Genomic DNA, 16468 nt, shown 5'->3' with positions numbered 1-16468 from the left:
TTATGAAATTAAAAATCACCATTGCAATTGATGGCTTCTCGTCAACAGGAAAAAGTACCGTCGCAAAACAACTAGCAAAGCATTTAGGTTATATATATGTTGACACAGGTGCAATGTACAGGGCAGTAGCCTTGTTTGCTTTACAGCAGAATTTTTTGGTAAATGGCGAAATAAATAATCATGATTTAATTGAACATTTAGACGATGTTATCATTGATTTTAAGTACAATCCACAATTAGGCTTTTCGGAGGTATATTTAAATAGAGTTAACGTTGAGCATAAGATTAGAGGAATGGAAGTTTCTTCTTATGTAAGTAAGGTTGCCTCTATCTCAGAGGTGAGAAAAAAATTAGTTGCCTTACAACAAGAATTAGGGAAATCCAAAGGAGTCGTCATGGATGGTAGAGATATAGGGACTGTCGTTTTTCCTAATGCTGAATTAAAGTTGTTTATGACTGCAGATGCAGAAATAAGAGCCAAGAGAAGGTTTGATGAACTGAAATCTAAAGAGACCATTCAAGTTACTTATGAAGAAGTTTATAGGAATGTTGTAGAGCGAGACAGATTAGATAGAACAAGAGCCGATTCCCCACTTGTGAAGGCAAATGATGCTATAGAGATAGACAATTCAAATTTGTCTAGAGAGGATCAGTTTGAAAAGATTTTAAACTTGGTTAAAAAAATAGTTTAAGGGATGTTTAAATATTTATGAGTTTGTAAAGAAATTTTCCACTTAGGGTTCTTCATCACATATTCAACGATCATGGGAGTAATCATTTCTTTTTTGCTCCATTCAGGTTGTAAATATAAACCGCAATGGTCAGAAACTTTTGCGGCTTCTTGTTCCGCAAATTCAAAATCATTTTTATTATGAATAATCATTTTTAGTTCATGAGCTTCATGATAAATTTGATCTAAGGGCAATTTTGTTTTTTTTGGTGATAGGCAAATCCAGTTCCATTGTCCACTCAGTTCGTAGGCGCCTGATGTTTCAATATGGGTCTGTAGTCCTTCTTTTTGCAGTGAAGCGGTAAGATATTGCATGTTCCACATCAAAGGTTCACCTCCCGTGATGACAATAGTTTTTGCGTATTGTTTGGCGTTGTTTACGATCTCGTCAGATAGTGTAGGGGGGTGTAGTTTAGCATCCCAACTTTCTTTGACATCACACCAATGACATCCCACATCACAACCTCCTACTCTAATAAAATAAGCAGATGTTCCTGTGTGAGCTCCTTCTCCTTGTATGGTGTAGAATTCTTCCATCAAAGGAAGCATGATCCCTTTATTTACAAGTTCTTTAGTTTTGATGTCCATTGGTTTTGTTTTGGTGCGCAAAGATACAAGAAAATAAAGAATATAAATTTATTAGTTTATTAAAGGTTATATATTCATTAAAATTATCTATTTATGTAACTTAGTATCTTTAAAAGTAATAAACACATGAAAAAAATATTAGTAATTTTTACCATATCTATTATGATGGTTTCGTGTCAATCAAAGGACACAACCATTGCAATAGATAAAGTTGGTCCCATCACAAATAAGACCTCTATAAAAGATTTAAAAAACATATTTAAAAATGACTCTATAGTTTCTAGATTAACAGAAGGCGATTTTGGCAATATAAATGAATATGTTTCAGCCAATGATACTTATTTGGTTTATGAGAAAGGTGGAGCATTGTTGTTGTCTATTTCTCCTATAAATCCATTAGATAGCATTTCAAAAATAAAAAGCATCACAGTTTTTAGTGGTGCCTACAAGACAAAAGGTTCTGTTGGCATTACCTCTACGTTTAATGATTTAAATGTAAACCATAATATTGATAAGATAGAAGCTACTTTTTCATCTGTTACTGTTTTTGTAAAAGATATTAATGCAACGTTTACGATAAACAAAGAAGAAGTAGGGATTAAACCTTTTACTTTGGGTGATGTTGACAAAGTCCAAATTCCTGAGGGTTCTAAATTTACCTCATTTACGGTATGGCTCAACGACAAATAGAGTTCTATCAAATCATACATAAAAAAGGGCATCTTAAAATTAAGATGCCCTTTTTTATGTATGATCTATTTTATATTTGTTAAGATCTGTTTTCTCCAGCCAACAAAGTGTTTTTTAGAAGCATCGCTATGGTCATTGGTCCAACACCTCCAGGAACAGGAGTAATGAAGGAGGCCTTTTCTGCAACAGATTCAAAATGCACGTCTCCAGCCAAACGGAAACCATTCTTTTTGGATGGGTCATCCAGGCGAGTGATTCCAACATCAATGATCGTAACCCCTTGGCTAACCATATCACCAGTCAAAAATTCAGCAACCCCAAGGGCAACAACAATAATATCTGCTTTTAAGGTCAATTCTTTTAAGTTGTTTGTTCTCGAGTGTGCAACGACTACGGTAGCATCACCTGCGGCTCTTTTTTGAGACATCAAAATACTCATAGGTCTTCCGACAATATGAGAACGGCCAATGACAACAACATTTTTGCCGGAAGTAGGAACTTTATAGCGTTCTAATAATTCCATAACTCCGTAAGGTGTTGCAGGCAAAAAAGTAGGAAGTTCTAAAGCCATCCTACCAACATTAGTTGGGTGAAAACCATCTACGTCTTTAGTAGGGTCTACAGCTAATAAAACTTTGTGCTCGTTTATGTGTTTAGGTAAAGGCAATTGAACAATATAGCCATCAATAGCATCATTTTGATTGAGTTCGTTTATCTTAGCTAGAAGTTCAGTTTCGCTTGTTTCTTTAGGTAGTTCTATCAAAGTAGAATCAAACCCAACCAATTGGCAAGCTTTTACTTTGGCACCAACATAAGTTTTGCTTGCCCCGTCATTTCCGACAATTACAGCTGCAAGATGAGGTGTTTTTTTTCCTTGAGCTTTTATTTCTTTTACTCTTTCTGCGATTTCAGCTTTGATGTCTGAAGCAGTTTTTTTACCATCTAATATTGTCATCTGATTTTGTATTGATTTTTTTTTTTAAGTGGTGTAAGTGTAATTTTGTTGTAATTGGTTTTGATGTATTACATTCTAGGCATTCCACCTTTCATTCCCTGCATCATTTGCATCATCTTTTTTCCACCACCACCTTGCATCATCTTCATCATCTTACTCATTTGAAAGAATTGTTTGAGTAGTTGGTTGACTTCTGTAATATTAGTTCCTGATCCTTTTGCAATTCTTTTTTTTCTAGAGGCATTAATTGTTTTGGGTTCGGCTCGTTCTGAAGGTGTCATGGATTTTATGATTGCCTCAATACCCTTAAAAGCATCATCGTCAATATCAACATCTTTCATGGCTTTACCAGCACCAGGTATCATTCCAACCAGATCTTTCATGTTTCCCATTTTTTTTATTTGTTGTATCTGACTCAAGAAGTCGTCAAAGCCAAACTGGTCTTTCGCAATTTTCTTTTGTAGTTTTCTTGCCTCTTCTTCATTGTATTGTTCCTGAGCACGTTCTACTAAAGAAACGACATCACCCATACCTAAAATACGGTCTGCCATACGTTCTGGATAGAAAATATCAATAGCTTCCATCTTCTCTCCGGTACCAATAAATTTAATAGGCTTGTTGACTACAGATTTAATAGTCAAAGCAGCTCCACCTCTAGTGTCACCATCTAATTTTGTTAAAATAACTCCGTCAAAATTTAACAAGTCGTTAAAAGCTTTGGCAGTGTTTACAGCATCCTGCCCTGTCATAGCATCCACCACAAACAATGTCTCTTGTGGGGTTACGGCATTATGTATATTTGAGATCTCAGTCATCAAGGCCTCATCGATAGCCAAACGACCAGCGGTATCTATGATTACTGTGTTTTTACCGTTTGCCTTTGCATGAGCAATAGCATTTTGTGCAATGGCTACAGGGTTTTTATTGTCAATTTCTGCATATACTTCTACGCCAATTTGTTCTCCTACAACTTGTAACTGATTGATGGCTGCAGGTCGATAGACATCTGCACCCACTAGAAGGACTTCTTTTTTCTTTTTGTTTTTTAAAAAGTTTGCCAGTTTTCCGGAAAAAGTTGTTTTACCAGAACCTTGTAGACCGGCCATTAGAATTACCGCTGGAGCTCCTTTTAAATTTATGTCAACTGTTTCACCTCCCATCAACTCCGCCAATTCATCCTTTACGAGTTTAATCATTAACTGACTAGGATTCAGTGTTGTAAGTACGTTTTGGCCAATAGCTTTTTCTTTGACTCTTACAGTGAAATCTTTAGCAATCTTAAAGTTTACATCCGCATCTAGTAATGCTCTACGAACTTCTTTCAGTGTTTCTGCTACGTTTATTTCAGTTATTTTTCCATGTCCTTTTAGAACATGTAGGGCTTTGTCTAATTTATCGGATAAATTATTGAACATATACTTACTATTTGCTTTAATGAAATTGAGTCGCAAATATACAAGATTATCAGAACATTAAAAGGGTTTATCCAAAACAAAAAAAAACCTCCAAGCTCAGCTTGGAGGAAGTAATAATCTATAAAAAATATGAAAATTAATAAATGATAAAAAATCAAATACAATTTACACTAACCTTACCTCTAAGGTAGTCATTTTTTATTTAACAAATAGTTTATATTTCTTTATTTTTGAATATTATTAAATTTTAGAGATAAAGAATTGACACAATATCTTTTTCTGTATCTTTTTTTTAACTTATCCGTAAAGAAATGACCAAGATGACCATCACAAACATTACAGGTAATTTCTGTTCTGTTCATTTCATATCTATTGTCTTCATGAAAATGTACATTATTGCTAATGTGGTCTTTAAAAGAGGGCCAACCCGTACCAGAATCAAATTTACTTTCGGAGGTAAATAGTGGTGTATTACAGCCAGCACAATGGTAAATTCCTTCTTCGTAAAATTTGTTGTACTCTCCAGAAAAGGCATATTCTGTCCCTTTTTTTCTGAGTATTTCGTATTGTAATGGAGTCAATGCTATTTTCCATTCAGCATCTGTTTTTGTGATTTTTGTCTGCCCATTCATGTCGTTGATAAAAAGAGACAAAAAGGAGAAAAGAATAAGTAGAAATTTGATATTCATAATTGTTGTAAATTTCATAATGGTGTTGTGTGAAAAAACAGGAAAAGTATTGTTTTCGCTATGATGAGCTCTCTTGAGCGTAAAAGTTATGTTTTAAAATTTTAGTTGTAATAAAATAATATAACATCAGTAAATCCTTAGTTATTTATTGTTGAGTTTATACCAGATTTGATAGGGATTGATTTGTTAATAATCTTCAACCAAACATATAAGCAATAACAATCAGAACAAGTGTATAGTCTAATAAAAGAAAAGATTTTTAAAAAGTATTTTTTCTTTCTTCTATACTTCAAATTACTGTTGCAGATAGGACAGTTTTTCTTCTCCATTGTTTAAATCATTAGATTCATCAAATTTAATTTTTTTTTTGCGTGTCTCCAAATAAGACTTTTCTATTTCCCTGTGTTGCTTTTTTTAGAGATATAAAATATGCCTGTTCTAAAGCGTTCGTTTTGTTACAGAATCATCTAACAGAAAAGTAAAAAAAGTACAAATTTTAAGGAACTGATTTTAGGGAGATATATTATTGGTTTATTTGGTTATATATGTATAAATATTTATTATTTTTGTTGCTCATTCTAAACCTAAAACACCTAGAATATGAAACGTGATCAAGTCGTTTTTGATTTAATTCAAGATGAAAAAGAAAGACAATTAAAAGGAATAGAGCTAATTGCTTCTGAAAACTTTGTAAGTGAGCAAGTTATGCAAGCTCAAGGTTCTGTTTTAACCAATAAATATGCTGAAGGATATCCTGGAAAGAGATATTATGGAGGATGCGAGGTTGTGGATGTTGTTGAGCAACTAGCCATTGATAGAGCGAAAGAACTTTATGGAGCAGCTTATGTAAATGTACAACCACATTCAGGATCTCAAGCAAATGCTGCTGTGTTTTTTGCAGTATTAAAGCCAGGGGATACTATTTTAGGTTTTGATTTATCTCATGGTGGGCATTTGACTCACGGTTCTCCTGTAAATTTTTCAGGAAAAATTTACAGAGGAGTTCATTACGGTGTGGATAAAGAAACTGAAGTTTTAAATTATGAAAACATCTTAGAAATAGCAAAAGCGGAAAAGCCAAATATGATTGTGGCAGGTGCTTCTTCTTATTCTAGAGATATAGATTTTGCCAAATTCAGAGAAATTGCAAATGAGGTAGGCGCATACTTATTGGCTGATATTTCTCATCCTTCTGGAATGATTGCAAAAGGTATTTTGAATGATCCCATGCCACATTGTGATTTTGTAACGACAACTACTCATAAAACTTTAAGAGGTCCAAGAGGAGGAATGATTATGATGGGTCAAGATTTTGAGAATAGAGACGGACTTACTCTAAAGAACGGTTCGTTGAAGAAAATGTCTACCATTCTCAATAGTGCTGTATTTCCAGGAATGCAAGGTGGTCCTTTAGAGCATGTGATTGCTGCTAAGGCTATAGCTTTTGGAGAAGCTTTGACAGACGAGTATTTACAATACCAAGTTCAAGTAAAAAAGAATGCAGCTAGATTGGCAAAAGAATTAGTAAGCAAAGATTACAAAATTATTTCTGGTGGAACAGATAATCATTGTATGCTTATAGATTTAAGAAATAAAAACTTGTCTGGAAAAGATGCAGAGCAAGCATTGGTAAAAGCGGATATTACGGTAAATAAGAACATGGTTCCTTATGATACTCGTTCTCCATTCGTAACTTCTGGAATACGTTTAGGTGCTTCTGCGATTACTACCCGTGGTTTAAAAGAAGAGGATATGGCAACCATTGCTAATTTTATTGATGAAGTTATAAATAACTTTGAGAATCAAGAGCTATTGGAAGCTGTTGCTGCGAAAGTTAACGGATTTATGCAAGACAGACCTTTGTTCCAGTGGTAATCTTGTGAAAGTAATAAGATTAAAAAAAGTCGCTAATAGCGGCTTTTTTTATTTTGGTGAGAGCTTCTCAATCCTTTTTTGGTGGTATAGTTTTTCAGGCTCTTTGCTGTAGTCACACTCCTGAAAAATCCCACAAGAAGTATTTGTTCTCACCAAAGATTTAGTGTTTTGTAATTTGGATAAGGCTTCTATGTCTTTGCTTAAGTATTTCACGATATTTATATATTAAATTAGTAAACAAATCTAACTGGGATAAAGATAAATAAAACGAATCATCTCTAAACTGCCTTATAGCAGTTTGGATCATTTAATTAGAATGATAATAAACTTGTTTTTTTATTTGTAAATCAGGTTATTTAATACATTTGTTAAAGATACAATTATACATGCTGGCAGATTTACAACTACATTACGGACATATTTTTGAAAAAAAATTAATAGAGGAAATCAACAGGGTTGCGACTTTAAAAAAAGTATCCTCAGGAACTACTCTAATGGATATAGGTCAATATATCAAATCTATGCCCTTGTTGATTGAGGGTGCCATTAAAATTCTGAGAGAGGACGATGACGGTGATGAGTTACTATTATATTTTTTAGAAAAAGGAGATACTTGTGCAATGACCATGACTTGCTGTGTAGGAAATCACAAAAGTGAAATCAGAGCAGTAACAGAACTAGATACCATTCTGGTTATGATCCCCATCGAAAAAATGGAAGAATGGACAGGTAAATACAAAAGTTGGAGACAATTTGTGTTTGATAGTTATCATAATAGGTTGATGGAACTATTGGAAACGGTAGATAATATTGCCTTCAAAAAAATGGATGAAAGATTGTTAAAGTATTTGCAAGATAAAGTTGCAGTTACGGGAAGCTCTCAAATTAAAAACACACATCAAGAAATAGCTTATGAGTTACACACTTCAAGAGTTGTTATAAGCAGGTTGTTGAAAAAGTTGGAGCAGAAAGGAATTATAGAATTACGAAGAAACTCCTTAAATGTTTTATAAAAAAACACTCTGAAGAAATTTAGAGTGCTTTTTGAATACATATATTACATCAAATCAATGTGTCGATCTTGGTACCCTAATAAATAGAGAACCCCATCTAGACCAAGACTTGAAATAGAACTTTCAGCACTTTCTTTTACTTTTGGTTTTGCATGAAAAGCAATACCTAAACCGGCTAGATTTAGCATGGCCAAATCATTAGCACCATCACCAACTGCTATGGTTTGATTGATATGGATACCTTCTTTTTTGGCGATTGCTTTTAAGTATTCTGCCTTTTTATTTCCATCTACGATGTCTCCCAAGTAGCCACCTGTTAAGGCTCCATTCTTTATTTCTAATTGGTTGGCATGAACATAATCAATTCCTAATTCTTTTTGTAGATATTCGGCAAAGTAAGTGAAGCCTCCCGATAAAATAGCAGTTTTAAAACCATAGTATTTCAGCGCTTTAAACAAACGGTGGGCACCTTTCGTAATTGGTAGATTCACTGCAACTTCTCGAAGAACTTCTTCACTTAGTCCTTCTAACATGGCCATACGTTTTTTAAAGCTAGTATTGAAATCTATTTCACCACGCATTGCCGATTCTGTGATTGCAGAAACTTGTTCACCTACTCCCGCCAACTCTGCAAGTTTATCTATAACTTCAGCTTGAATCAGAGTGGAGTCCATATCAAAACAAACCAAGCGTCTATTTCTTCGGTAGATATTGTCTTCTTGAAAGGACAAGTCTACGTTTAAATCTTTTGAAATCTTCATAAACTTAGAAGTCATCTCTTCTTTATTTCTCAATTCCCCTCTAACAGAAAGTTGAATACAGGATCTTGGTTGCTCTTTGTTTTCAAGTTTGTCTACTAGAGAAGTTCGCCCAGTTAAACGTTTGATTGCATCAATATTTAGATTTTCTTCAGCCATTACTTGCGTTACGGAAGAAACTTGTGATGCTGCTAGGGTTTCACCGAGAATCGTTACAATGTATCGAGATTTACCTTGTGAGGTTACCCATTTTTCATAGTCCTCTACTGAGATGGGAATAAATTTAACTTTGATATCTAATTCATAGGCTTTGAACAATAAATCTTTTAAAACAGATCCAGAGTCTTTGCCAGTTGGAACTTCGAATAACATACCTAAAGATAAGGTGTCGTGAATGTCAGCCTGTCCAATATCTAAAATATTAGCATTGTATTGCGCTAAGACAGAAGTTAAACCTGAGGTTACTCCGGGTTTATCGTGGCCTGAAACCTTTAGTAATATGATTTCTTTTTGTGACTTTTCCATTTGGAAGTTTATAAGTATGCGTTAGAAAGTGTAAAAATGCCCAATATTGATGATATAAACAAAGTAATCGATTAGATTTTTTTAGTGTAACTTTTGTTACTGTAAATAGTTGGGGATCTTGTTAGTTTTGACAACAATTAATTCTACTAATATGAAACAATATTTTCCAATCCTAAGTTGGTTGCCTAATTATAAGAAAACCTTTCTTTATGGAGATGTTATGGCTGGTATTACGGTAGGAATCTTACTTATACCGCAGGGTATGGCCTATGCTATGATTGCAGGGTTGCCTCCAGTTTTTGGATTGTATGCGGCATTAATGCCACAAGTTATATATACGATTTTGGGAACTTCAAGACAATTATCTGTTGGTCCAGTAGCTATGGATTCTTTATTGGTAGCTGCAAGTTTAGGAGCTTTGGGAATTACGGGTATTGACAATTACATTGCAATGGCTATTTTTCTTTCTTTGTTTATGGGAGTGTTTCAATTACTTCTTGGCCTTTTTCGTTTGGGTTTTTTAGTTAATTTTTTGTCGAAACCTGTAATTAGTGGATTCACTTCTGCTGCAGCTATTGTTATTGGGTTAAGTCAGTTGAAACACTTTTTAGGAATTTCAATCCAAGGAAGTTCGAAGTTACATGAACTACTAAAACAGGTCTACTTAGAAAGTTCAGAAATTCACATATATACGTTACTAATCAGTTTTTTGGGTATCGTATTAATTGTTCTACTAAAAAAATATTCACCAAAAATACCTTCGGCTTTAGTAGTTGTTTTACTTGGTACATTAGTGGTTTATTATTTCAATTTAGAGAATTTAGGTGTGAAGATTGTTGGAGATATTCCACAAGGTTTACCAAGTTTTGAAGTTCCTGATTTTCAAAGTATACCATTATCAAAGTTAACTCCTTTGGCATTGACATTAGCTCTAGTTGCTTATATGGAGGCGATTTCTGTTTCTAAATCATTGGAAGAAAGTCAAGAGAACTATCAAGTAGATGCAAATCAAGAATTAGTCGCCCTAGGGATGTCAAATATTGTAGGCTCTTTTTTTAGGTCTTATCCAACAACAGGGGGGTTTTCTAGAACAGCTGTGAATAATCAGGCTGGTGCTTTCACGGGAGTTTCTAGTGTTGTAAGTGCTTTTGTTATAGGTTTGACACTGTTGTTTCTGACCCCTTTATTTTACTATTTACCAAACGCGGTGTTGGCTTCAATGATTATGGTTGCCGTGTATAATTTAATAGATTTTAAATTACCTATTGTCTTATGGGAGCAAAACCGAGATGAGTTTTTCTTGTTGATAACAACTTTTTTGATTACTCTATTTGTGGGAATTACTCAAGGGATTTTAATTGGAATGATGTCTTCCTTAGTACTGATGATCTACAGAACTTCTCAACCTCATATTGCTGTTTTGGCAAGAATAGAGGGGAGTGATTATTTCAAAAATATTGAAAGATTTCACGAGCAAGTAAAAGAAAGAGATGATTTGTTAATCATACGTTTTGATGCTCAATTATTTTTTGGAAATAAAGATTTTTTTAAGAAAAAGTTAGACTCGTTGGTAGCGAAGAAAAAAGAAACCCTGAGGTTAGTTGTTTTAAATGCCGAATCAATAAGTTATATAGATAGTAGTGCAAATGCCATGCTATTGCAATACATACAAACATTAAAACAACATAACATACAGTTTTTTATATCTGGTGCCATAGGCCCTACAAGAGATGTTCTTTTTAATAATGGAATCATAGACGAATTAGGGAAAGACAATCTATTTGTAAGAACTTATGAAGCTGTGGATTGTTATGACGGAGTGGTTTGTAAGGATGATTTACAGAATAAAATTTGCCAGCAGACTGTTCGTTAGACTGTAACTATTGTTACTGTGTTCGTAGGTAAACAATATTATTTTTGAATAAAATTAAAATTTATAAAAATGAAAATACAACAAATTTATACAGGGTGTTTGGCACAAGGAGCGTACTACATCGAAAGCCATGGGGAAGTAGCGATTATTGATCCACTTAGAGAAGTGCAACCTTACATTGATATGGCAACAAAGAGCGGAGCTCAAATTAAGTATATATTTGAAACTCATTTTCATGCTGATTTTGTTAGTGGGCATGTTACCTTGTCAAAAAAAACAGGAGCTCCAATCGTTTATGGACCTAATGCAAGTACTACTTTTGATGCTATTATAGCAGAAGATCATCAGGAGTTTATGATAGGGGAAATAACAATTGTTGCCCTGCATACTCCTGGGCATACGATGGAATCTACAACTTATTTACTGAAAGATGAAGATGGGAAACACCATGCTTTGTTTACAGGGGACACATTGTTTCTAGGAGATGTTGGTAGACCTGATTTGGCTCAAAAATCGGCAAGTATGACTCAAGAGGATTTAGCAGGTACGTTATATCATAGTTTGCGTAACAAGATAATGCCTTTGTCTGATGAATTAATCATTTATCCTGGTCATGGTGCAGGATCTGCATGTGGTAAAAATTTAAGCAAGGAGACTACCGGAACTTTGGGTGATCAAAAAGAAAATAATTATGCTTTAAGAGCAGATATGACAAAAGAGGAATTTGTAAAGGAGGTCACGAGTGGTTTGATGCCTCCTCCAAAATATTTTCCATTAAATGTAAAAATGAATAAAGAAGGGTATGACGATATTTCTGATGTTATTACCCAAGGAACTCATGAGTTAAATCCTCAAGAGTTAGAGTTGTTGGCCAATGAGACAGGTGCTTTAGTATTAGACGTTAGGTCTCAGGAAGAATTTGCGAAAGGCCACATTCCTCAATCCATATTTATTGGAATAGATGGTGGATTTGCGCCTTGGGTTGGAGCATTAATAGGAGATGTAAAACAACCTATAGTATTGATTATTCCTGAGGGTCGAGAAGAAGAAACCATTACACGTTTGTCCAGAGTTGGTTTTGATAATACTTTAGGTTATTTAAAAGGAGGTTTCGAGTCATGGGTTAATGCAGGGAGAGAGTATGATACTGTAAATCAGATAGAACCGACTGACTTAAAGAGAATAATTTTGGATGAAACAGAAATTTTTGATGTAAGAAAGCCAACAGAGTTTATTTCTGAAAGATTACCTCAAGCAAAGAATGCTTCTTTAGAAGAAATTAATGAGCATTTAAATGCCTTTCCATCAGAAGGTAATTTTTACCTACATTGTGCGGGGGGATACAGGAGTATGATTGCTGCTTCTATTCTGAAAAGTAGAGGTATTCACAATTTTATTGATGTTGTAGGAGGGTTTGCTAAAATAAAATCAACAGGTTTTAATGTAACGGATTATGTTTGTCCATCAACACTATAAAAATGAATAAAATGTTATACATATCAATCTTCATAGTTTTAATCGCATTTTTAATTCTTCAGCAACTAAATGCTAGAAAAATAAAGGATAATAGGATAGAACTTACAGAATTCAAAAAAGGTATCCTTCAAAAAGATGTACAATTAATTGATGTAAGAACGGCATCAGAATTTAAAAGTGGACACATCAACGGGGCAAAAAATATTGATGTATTATCTGCTCAATTTAAAGAGAGAATTAAAAACTTAGAGACTTCGAAGCCAACCTACTTATATTGCAGATCAGGAAAAAGAAGTCAAAAAGCTTTAAAAATAATGCTTAATCAAGGATTCGTTGATGTATATGATCTGGTAGGAGGCTATACCATTTGGAGGTCTGATAAGTAGTTTAAGTAGTGATTTTAGTTTTAAACCACCCCAATCTATATTGGGGTGGTTTTTTGTGAATGATAATTAATTGGTTTGGTAGAGGTATAAATTTTTAATGAATGGCAATAGGTTATTCATTTGTATTATTATATTATTTTTGTAAAAAGAAATGAAACATGAGTAAAGCTATTTATATTGCAGCATCACATTCGAATAGTGGAAAATCAATTGCAACCCTTGGGTTGATGAGGTTACTTTTAGGAAAAACAACCAAGGTTGGGTATTTAAAACCTATAATTACAGTAAATGAAAACAAGAAAGATTTTCATATTGAAACCATACTTTCCCATTTTGATTTAGATATAGATTATCAAGATGCTTTTGTATTAAAAAGCAAAGAGGTCATCGCCAAAAGGAATCAAGGTAAAATAGGAGAAGTTATAGACACCATCATTAAGCAGTACAAAAAAATGGAGTCAATTTATGATTTTGTATTGGTAGAGGGTACTGATTTTGAGGGAGATACTACTTCAATGGAAGCTGAGCTTAATGTTCAAATTGCGAAAAACTTAGGGATTCCCGTAATAATAATTAGTAAGGCCTCTAAAGGTTCGGTTGACAATACTATAGAAAACACCAAATTGATTTATGACACATTTATTGATGGTGATGTTGAAGTTTTATCAATTCTGGTAAACAAAGTTCTTGAAGAAAATTTAACACAGATAAAAACTCGTCTTTCCGCCTTAGTATCAAAAACGGTCCTGACGAGCACGATTCCTTTTTCAAATAAATTGTCAAGTCCTACAGTAGCTGAAATTACAAGAGAGTTAAATGCAGAGTTGATGTTTGGCGCCTCTGGATTGAACAATCCAATTCACGCTTATGGGGTAGGAGCGATGCAGTTAAGAAATCATCTCGAGCATTATGTAGATCATTATCTGGTCGTCACTCCAGGAGACAGAGCTGATATTATTTTAGGGGCATTACAAGCAAATATTTCTAAAAATTATCCAAAGGTAGCAGGAATAGTTTTAACAGGAGGGCTAAAACCAGAGGGGACCATTCTGAAATTAATAGATGGTTTGTCCGATGTTGTTCCTATTGTGTCTGTGAATACGGGAACCTTTGAAACAGCAACCAATTTGGCGAATGTAAAAGCAAAGATATACCCAGAGAATACAGATAAAATATTGGAGACCTTAAGAATTTTTGATAAATATGTACCTACTGAAGAACTAACAAATAAGCTTATTAATTTTGAAGTAAAAGGCATGACCCCTAAGATGTTTCAGTACAATATGATAGACAGAGCACAGAAACAGAAAAAAAGAGTGGTGTTGCCCGAAGGGAGTGATATTAGAGTTCTCGAAGCTGCTGCAATGTTGGCCACTTTAGATATTGTGAGTCTAACTCTACTGGGTGATATCGAAGAGATAAAGGCAAAAGCTAAAAAAACGGGTCTTGTGATTAATTTTGACAACATAAAAATTATTGATCCTGTCAAGTCTGTTTATTTTGATGAATTTGTGAATACTTTTTATGCGCTCAGAAAACACAAAGGAGTCAATCTAGACACTGCAAGAGATATCATGACAGATGTGTCCTACTTTGGAACCATGATGGTTCATAAAGGTATTGTAGATGGAATGGTTTCGGGTGCGGTCAATACCACGCAGCATACGATTAGGCCTGCCTTGCAGTTTGTCAAAACAAAACCAGGTGTTTCTGTAGTATCCTCTATTTTCTTTATGTGTATGGATAGTAGAGTTGCTATTTTTGGTGATTGTGCCATCAACCCAGATCCTACTGCGGAGCAGTTGGCAGAAATCGCCATTTCATCTGCAGACTCTGCATCTAATTTCGGAATAGAACCTAGAATTGCGATGCTTTCTTATTCATCAGGCTCTTCAGGGAAAGGAGCTCAAGTAGATAAAGTTAGAATGGCTACAGAAATAGTAAAGAAGATACGTCCAGATTTGAAAATTGAAGGGCCCATTCAGTATGATGCAGCTGTAGATGCAGGAGTAGCAAAAAGTAAACTCCCAAATTCTCAAGTAGCCGGAAAAGCTTCTGTATTAGTGTTTCCTGACTTAAACACAGGAAATAATACTTATAAAGCTATCCAAAGAGAAACTGGGGCTTTGGCTATTGGCCCAATGTTGCAGGGATTAAATAAACCCGTAAATGATTTGAGTAGAGGCTGCACTGTCGATGACATTTTTAATACTGTAATTATAACTGCGATCCAAGCGCAAGAATTATCATAACTATGAAGATATTAATTATCAATTCAGGAAGTTCATCTTTAAAATATAAAGTCATTGAAATGCCTTCAGAACGTTTAGTTTGTAGAGGTATAATTGAGCGTATAGGTCAAGAAAATTCTGTGTTTGAATATATACCGACCGAGGGAGAAAAGGTTCAGACAACATTACCAATTCTAGACCATAAGCAAGGTTTGTCTAAATTGGTTTCCTGTTTGTTAGATCAAGAAATTGGAATCTTAAAAGAAGCAAGTGATCTCAAAATGATTGGTCATAGAATAGTTCATGGAGGTAGTACATTTTCTAAAACTCGAATCATAACTCCTGAAGTGAAAATTAAAATAAAAGAATTGTTTTCATTAGCCCCTTTACACAATCCCGCTAATTTATTAGGTGTTGAGGTTTGTGAAGAATTATTCCCTGAGGCACAACAAATAGCTGTTTTTGATACTGCATTTCATCAAACAATACCCTCAATGGCCTATAAGTATGCATTGCCAAAAGAGCTAACTAATGAAAATAAGATTCGTCTCTATGGCTTCCATGGGACCAGTCATAAATATGTTTCAGAAAAAGCCATTGCTTTTTTGGGGGCCACACAAAGTAAAGTGATTGTTCTTCACATAGGAAATGGCGCCTCAGTTTCTGCCGTCCAAAACGGAAAATGTATAGACCATTCTATGGGTTTCTCACCTACAGCAGGGCTGCCTATGGGAACACGTACAGGGGACATAGATCCTTCAGTTATATTGCATTTGATAGATAATTTAGGGTATACGACTAGTGAAGTTAGTCACATGTTAAACAAGCAAAGTGGTATGCTAGGAATGACAGGGTTTTCAGACTTTAGAGATTTAGTCAGTCAATCAGAGCAAGGAAATGAAGAATGTAAAGAGGCTTTGTCTTTATATGCTTATCGAATAAAGAAATATATAGGAGCCTATACAGCTGTGATGAATGGATTAGATGCAATTGTTTTTACCGCTGGAGCCGGGGAGAACTGTAAAGAGATAAGAGCTTTGGCTTGTGAGGGTCTTGACTATATTGGAGTTGATTTAGATGAGAAGCTAAATGATGTTAAACCAAAAGAATTAACCGAACTCCAAACTAAAACTTCAAAAGTTAAAATATTAATCATACCAACAAATGAAGAGTTAGAAATTGCAAAGCAGGCATTTGAATTGATTTAGAAAACATTAAAAATAAAACCCTCTAACCAAAAAGTTAGAGGGTTTAAATATAAGCA

Annotated in this window: 15 protein-coding genes; 9 read left to right on the top strand and 6 right to left on the bottom strand. The window is 34.4% G+C overall.

The genetic code is table 11. The features are described from left to right. Positions 1 to 2 precede the first annotated feature (2 nt). Entirely contained in the window at positions 3 to 692 is a 690-nt protein-coding gene (gene cmk / locus ABF281_RS01435; protein ID WP_347179917.1) for a (d)CMP kinase, read from the top strand. Here cmk and ABF281_RS01430 read toward each other — a convergent pair. After that, positions 689 to 1318 (bottom strand): 7-carboxy-7-deazaguanine synthase QueE, encoded by a 630-nt coding sequence (locus ABF281_RS01430; protein WP_347179916.1) that lies wholly within the window; start codon positions 1316 to 1318, stop codon positions 689 to 691. The two genes, cmk and ABF281_RS01430, sit on opposite strands and share 4 nt — an antisense overlap. Before the next feature lie 126 nt (positions 1319 to 1444). On the opposite strand from ABF281_RS01430, the gene ABF281_RS01425 reads away from it, so the two are divergent. Then, positions 1445 to 2008, top strand: a complete 564-nt coding sequence (locus ABF281_RS01425) for a hypothetical protein (protein ID WP_347179915.1) — start codon at positions 1445 to 1447, stop codon at positions 2006 to 2008. A gap of 79 nt (positions 2009 to 2087) precedes the next feature. On the opposite strand, the gene ABF281_RS01420 is transcribed toward ABF281_RS01425, so the two are convergent. From ABF281_RS01420 to msrB, 3 genes are all read right to left on the bottom strand, one after another. Continuing rightward, a complete protein-coding gene (locus ABF281_RS01420) occupies positions 2088 to 2963 on the bottom strand; it encodes a tetrahydrofolate dehydrogenase/cyclohydrolase catalytic domain-containing protein (protein ID WP_347179914.1) in 876 nt (291 codons plus the stop codon). A 68-nt stretch (positions 2964 to 3031) separates the two neighbouring features. Then, entirely contained in the window at positions 3032 to 4378 is a 1347-nt protein-coding gene (gene ffh / locus ABF281_RS01415) for a signal recognition particle protein (RefSeq protein WP_347179913.1), read from the bottom strand. A gap of 224 nt (positions 4379 to 4602) precedes the next feature. Beyond that, positions 4603 to 5085: a peptide-methionine (R)-S-oxide reductase MsrB gene (gene msrB / locus ABF281_RS01410; protein ID WP_347179912.1), complete on the bottom strand. Its 483-nt coding sequence runs from the start codon at positions 5083 to 5085 to the stop codon at positions 4603 to 4605. A gap of 582 nt (positions 5086 to 5667) precedes the next feature. Between msrB and glyA the strand changes: the two genes are divergently transcribed. Next, positions 5668 to 6942 carry a serine hydroxymethyltransferase gene (glyA, locus tag ABF281_RS01405; RefSeq protein WP_347179911.1) on the top strand — a complete coding sequence of 425 codons (1275 nt, stop codon included), beginning with the start codon at positions 5668 to 5670 and terminating at the stop codon, positions 6940 to 6942. A 48-nt stretch (positions 6943 to 6990) separates the two neighbouring features. On the opposite strand, the gene ABF281_RS01400 is transcribed toward glyA, so the two are convergent. After that, positions 6991 to 7155, bottom strand: a complete 165-nt coding sequence (locus ABF281_RS01400) for a hypothetical protein (RefSeq protein WP_347179910.1) — start codon at positions 7153 to 7155, stop codon at positions 6991 to 6993. Between the two features lie 173 nt (positions 7156 to 7328). Between ABF281_RS01400 and ABF281_RS01395 the strand changes: the two genes are divergently transcribed. Continuing rightward, positions 7329 to 7955, top strand: coding sequence for a Crp/Fnr family transcriptional regulator (locus ABF281_RS01395; RefSeq protein ID WP_347179909.1), 627 nt, complete (start codon positions 7329 to 7331; stop codon positions 7953 to 7955). 44 nt (positions 7956 to 7999) lie between these two features. Here ABF281_RS01395 and serB read toward each other — a convergent pair whose 3' ends face one another. Further along, the gene (serB, locus tag ABF281_RS01390; RefSeq protein ID WP_347179908.1) at positions 8000 to 9238 is read right to left on the bottom strand and encodes a phosphoserine phosphatase SerB; all 1239 of its coding nucleotides are present in this window, start codon (positions 9236 to 9238) and stop codon (positions 8000 to 8002) included. A 151-nt stretch (positions 9239 to 9389) separates the two neighbouring features. Here serB and sulP point away from each other — a divergent pair, with 151 nt between their 5' ends. The 5 genes from sulP (at position 9390) to ABF281_RS01365 (ending at position 16412) form a co-directional block, all read left to right on the top strand. Continuing rightward, positions 9390 to 11111: a sulfate permease gene (gene sulP, locus ABF281_RS01385; protein ID WP_347179907.1), complete on the top strand. Its 1722-nt coding sequence runs from the start codon at positions 9390 to 9392 to the stop codon at positions 11109 to 11111. A gap of 69 nt (positions 11112 to 11180) precedes the next feature. After that, positions 11181 to 12587 (top strand): MBL fold metallo-hydrolase, encoded by a 1407-nt coding sequence (locus ABF281_RS01380; RefSeq protein WP_347179906.1) that lies wholly within the window; start codon positions 11181 to 11183, stop codon positions 12585 to 12587. 11 nt (positions 12588 to 12598) lie between these two features. After that, positions 12599 to 12973, top strand: a complete 375-nt coding sequence (locus ABF281_RS01375; protein ID WP_347179905.1) for a rhodanese-like domain-containing protein — start codon at positions 12599 to 12601, stop codon at positions 12971 to 12973. Between the two features lie 158 nt (positions 12974 to 13131). Then, positions 13132 to 15225 carry a phosphate acetyltransferase gene (pta, locus tag ABF281_RS01370; protein ID WP_347179904.1) on the top strand — a complete coding sequence of 698 codons (2094 nt, stop codon included), beginning with the start codon at positions 13132 to 13134 and terminating at the stop codon, positions 15223 to 15225. A gap of 2 nt (positions 15226 to 15227) precedes the next feature. Beyond that, the gene (locus tag ABF281_RS01365) at positions 15228 to 16412 is read left to right on the top strand and encodes an acetate kinase (RefSeq protein WP_347179903.1); all 1185 of its coding nucleotides are present in this window, start codon (positions 15228 to 15230) and stop codon (positions 16410 to 16412) included. Positions 16413 to 16468 lie beyond the last annotated feature (56 nt).

Source organism: Wenyingzhuangia sp., assembly GCF_039768515.1.
GTDB lineage: Bacteria > Bacteroidota > Bacteroidia > Flavobacteriales > Flavobacteriaceae > Wenyingzhuangia.
Note: the sequence above shows the minus strand (reverse complement) of the source record. Positions and strands in the feature narration are given on the sequence as shown.